Source organism: Geodermatophilus chilensis (assembly GCF_002802985.1).
Taxonomy (GTDB): Bacteria; Actinomycetota; Actinomycetes; order Mycobacteriales; family Geodermatophilaceae; genus Geodermatophilus; species Geodermatophilus chilensis.
Genome location: NZ_NVPT01000288.1, coordinates 1 through 3051, shown reverse-complemented (window position 1 = coordinate 3051; position 3051 = coordinate 1). Strand labels below are relative to the sequence as shown.

At 74.2% G+C, this 3051-nt stretch carries 4 protein-coding genes; 1 reads left to right on the top strand and 3 read right to left on the bottom strand.

Annotated features, from left to right (window positions below):
- From CNO22_RS26345 to CNO22_RS26335, 3 genes are all read right to left on the bottom strand, one after another.
- The coding region (locus CNO22_RS26345; RefSeq protein WP_157937148.1) for an EamA family transporter at window positions 1–283 on the bottom strand (283 nt) is incomplete at its 3' end.
- Window positions 284–328: 45 nt separating this feature from the next.
- On the bottom strand, window positions 329–514 hold the full coding sequence (locus CNO22_RS26340; RefSeq protein ID WP_198588626.1) for a VOC family protein: 186 nt from the start codon (window positions 512–514) through the stop codon (window positions 329–331).
- 65 nt (window positions 515–579) lie between these two features.
- A complete protein-coding gene (locus CNO22_RS26335; protein WP_100502194.1) occupies window positions 580–2415 on the bottom strand; it encodes a BCCT family transporter in 1836 nt (611 codons plus the stop codon).
- Window positions 2416–2676: 261 nt separating this feature from the next.
- Here CNO22_RS26335 and CNO22_RS26330 point away from each other — a divergent pair, with 261 nt between their 5' ends.
- The gene (locus CNO22_RS26330; RefSeq protein ID WP_157937147.1) at window positions 2677–3051 is read left to right on the top strand and encodes a hypothetical protein; all 375 of its coding nucleotides are present in this window, start codon (window positions 2677–2679) and stop codon (window positions 3049–3051) included.

Genomic DNA, 3051 nt, shown 5'->3' with positions numbered 1-3051 from the left:
GCAGCCGGCCGATCGCCACGTAGTAGAGGCACTGGGTCAGCGCGATGCCGACCACGCCGAACGCGGCGAGGAACGGCACCTCCCGCCACGAGACCCGCAGCCGCGACGGGGCGACGACGGCCAGGACGGCGAGCAGCACGACCGCCGCCCCGCCGCAGCGCAGCGCGGTCAGCCAGGGCGCGGGGACCCCCGCCTGCAGGGCCAGCGTGGACACCGTGCCGTTGACGGCGAACAGACCAGCCGCGCCGACGGTCAGCGCGGAGCCGAGCGGAGGACGGGGCACGGGACCGACGGTAGCGACCGTCCGACCCCGAGCCCCCTACCGGGGTCACCGAACGGCGGCGGGGTCCGTCCAGACGACCTCCCAGACGTGCCCGTCCGGGTCGGCGAAGCTGACGCCGTACATGGAGCCGTGGTCCTGCGCCGGCATCCGGGCCTCCCCGCCGGAGGCCAGCGCCCACGCGAGCACGTCGTCGGCCTCCTGCCAGCTCTCGGCCGACAGCGCGTTGAGCACGGTCGTCGTCGTCGCGGGGGCCCGGTCGGCCCCGTCGCAGCTGGGACGGGGCCGACCGGCCGGACTCATCGGCCGCGGTCGGGGACCGGCGAGCCGGCGGCCGGGATGGGCGAGCCGACGTCGCGCACCGTCCGGTGGCCGTCGGCGCCGCGGTGCTCCGCGGCCGGCAGCGGGGTGGTGCCGGTGGCGGTGTCCGGAACGCCGTCGCGGTCGGCGTCCGGCGCGGGCTCGACCACCAGCACGAAGTCCTCGCCGTGCCGGGTGATGCCCTCGACGACGGCCTGCTCGACGGCCTCGGCGGCGGCCGTCCGGCGCAGCACCAGCGGGTCGGAGCGCACGTCCTTGGCCAGCGACACCGCCATGCCGACCATCACCAGGGCGAAGGGCAGCGCCGCGATGATCGTCAGGTTCTGCAGGCCGGTGAGCGCCGCGTCACCGCCCACCAGCAGCATGATCGCGGCCACGGCGCCCATGACGACGCCCCAGAACACGACCGTCGTCCGGCTCGGGGACAGCGTGCCGCGCTCGGACAGCGACCCCATGACGATCGAGGCGGCGTCGGCGCCGGAGACGAAGAAGATCGCCACCAGCACCATGACCAGCACGGTCATCACGGTGGCCAGCGGATAGGTGCCCAGGACGCCGAACAGTTGCCCCTCCGCGGTGGCCTGCCCGGCGACGTCCGCACCGCCGCGCTGCGCGGCGATCCCGGCGCCGCCGAAGACGGCGAACCAGACCAGGCTCACCACGCTGGGCACCAGCAGCACGCCGGTGACGAACTGGCGGATGGTGCGGCCACGGCTGATCCGGGCGATGAACAGCCCGACGAACGGCGTCCAGCTGATCCACCAGGCCCAGTAGAAGACCGTCCATCCGCGCAGCCACTCGGCCGTGGCGTCGCCGCCGCTGGCCTCGGTGCGGGCGGCCATCTGGGCCAGGTCGGCGAAGTAGGTCCCGACCGTGGTGGGCAGCAGGTTGAGGATCAGCACCGTCGGCCCGACGACGAAGACGAAGACCGCGAGGACGAGGGCCAGCACCATGTTCGTGGTGGCCAGCCACTGGATGCCCTTGGCGATGCCGGAGACGGCGGAGGCGACGAAGGCCGCGGTCAGGACGGCGATGACGACGACCAGCAGACCGTTGCCGGCGTCCCCCACCCAGCCGAGGATCTCCAGGCCGCTGCCGATCTGCAGCGCGCCCAGCCCGAGCGAGGCCGCCGAGCCGAACAGCGTGGCGAAGATGGCCAGGACGTCGATGGTCTTCCCGGCCCAGCCCTCGGTGCGGCGCTGCCCGAACAGCGGGGCGAACGCGGAGCTGATCAGCTGCCGGCGGCCGCGGCGGAAGGTGCCGTAGGCGATCGCCAGGCCGACGACGGCGTAGATGGCCCACGGGTGCAGCGACCAGTGGAACATCGTGGTCGCCATCGCGGTCTGCAGGGCCTCGGGCGTCTCCGCCGCGACGGTGCCCGGCGGTGGGGAGACGTAGTGCGACAGCGGCTCGCTGACGCCGAAGAACATCAGTCCGATGCCCATGCCGGCGCTGAACATCATCGCGACCCAGGAGACGGTCCGGAACTCCGGCGCCTCGTCGTCCCGGCCCAGCGGGATCCGCCCGTACCTGCCGGCCGCCAGCCACAGCACGAAGACGACGAACGCCGAGGCGAGCAGCACGAACAGCCAGCCGAGGTTGGTCTCCACCCACTCGAGGGCGGTGCCGCTGGCCGATCCCAGGCCCTCCGGGCTGGCGAAGCCCCAGGCGACGAAGGCGAGGGCCACCACGGCGGAGACGCCGAAGACGACCCGGTCCAGCGACCCGCCGCGGTCGGCCGGCGATGGCGGTGGCTCGGCGACGGCGGGGTGGGCCGCCGCGGCTCCGGACGGTGTGGGGTGTGCAGGTCTCATGGTCAAAGGTGTCCGTGGCGCCGGTGCCGGCGCACCTCCCTCTCTCGATCGACGACAGGCACCGTCGGCACGGGAGCGCCAACGGCAACCCGTCCACGGTAGGGACGTCGTGCGACGGGCGTGGGCTCGCCGTGATCTCGGCGAGACGGTCCGGGAGGACGACCGGGGTCTGTGTGCCCATCGCGGGGGCGGGCACACACCCGGCAGCGAGGCGCTCGCCCGGCCGGGACGCGGCGCCGCGACAGGGGGAGGTCCCGAACCGTGAGCCAACCGCGTCCGTCCTGGTCAGCCCGCCGCCGCAGGGTGCTGCTGTGGCTGGCGGTGGGGACCGTCCTCGGGGGTCTGGGAGCCGTCGGCCTGCCGAACGAGTTCGGGGTGACGGCGGGCTTCCTGGCGGCGCTGTGCGCCTTCCTCCTGGTGGTGGCCCTGGTGGTGTTCCTCACCATCCCCGGTCCGGACACGCTGGGCACGCTGTTGCGCACACCACCCCTGGCCGGCGCGGTGCTGGTGGTCGCCGTCCTGCTGGTGATGTCCAACCCGGCGGGGTCGCTGCGCTGGCTGTGGGTGGCCGCCGCGGTCGCCGCCGCCGGGTGGACGGCGTTCGCCGTGTGGGAGACCCGCCGCTCGGGCGGCTGA

Coding starts and splice junctions, on each gene's coding strand:
- CNO22_RS26335 (WP_100502194.1), bottom strand. CDS start 2,415: ATGAGACCTGCACACCCCACACCGTCCGGAGCCGCGGCGGCCCACCCC.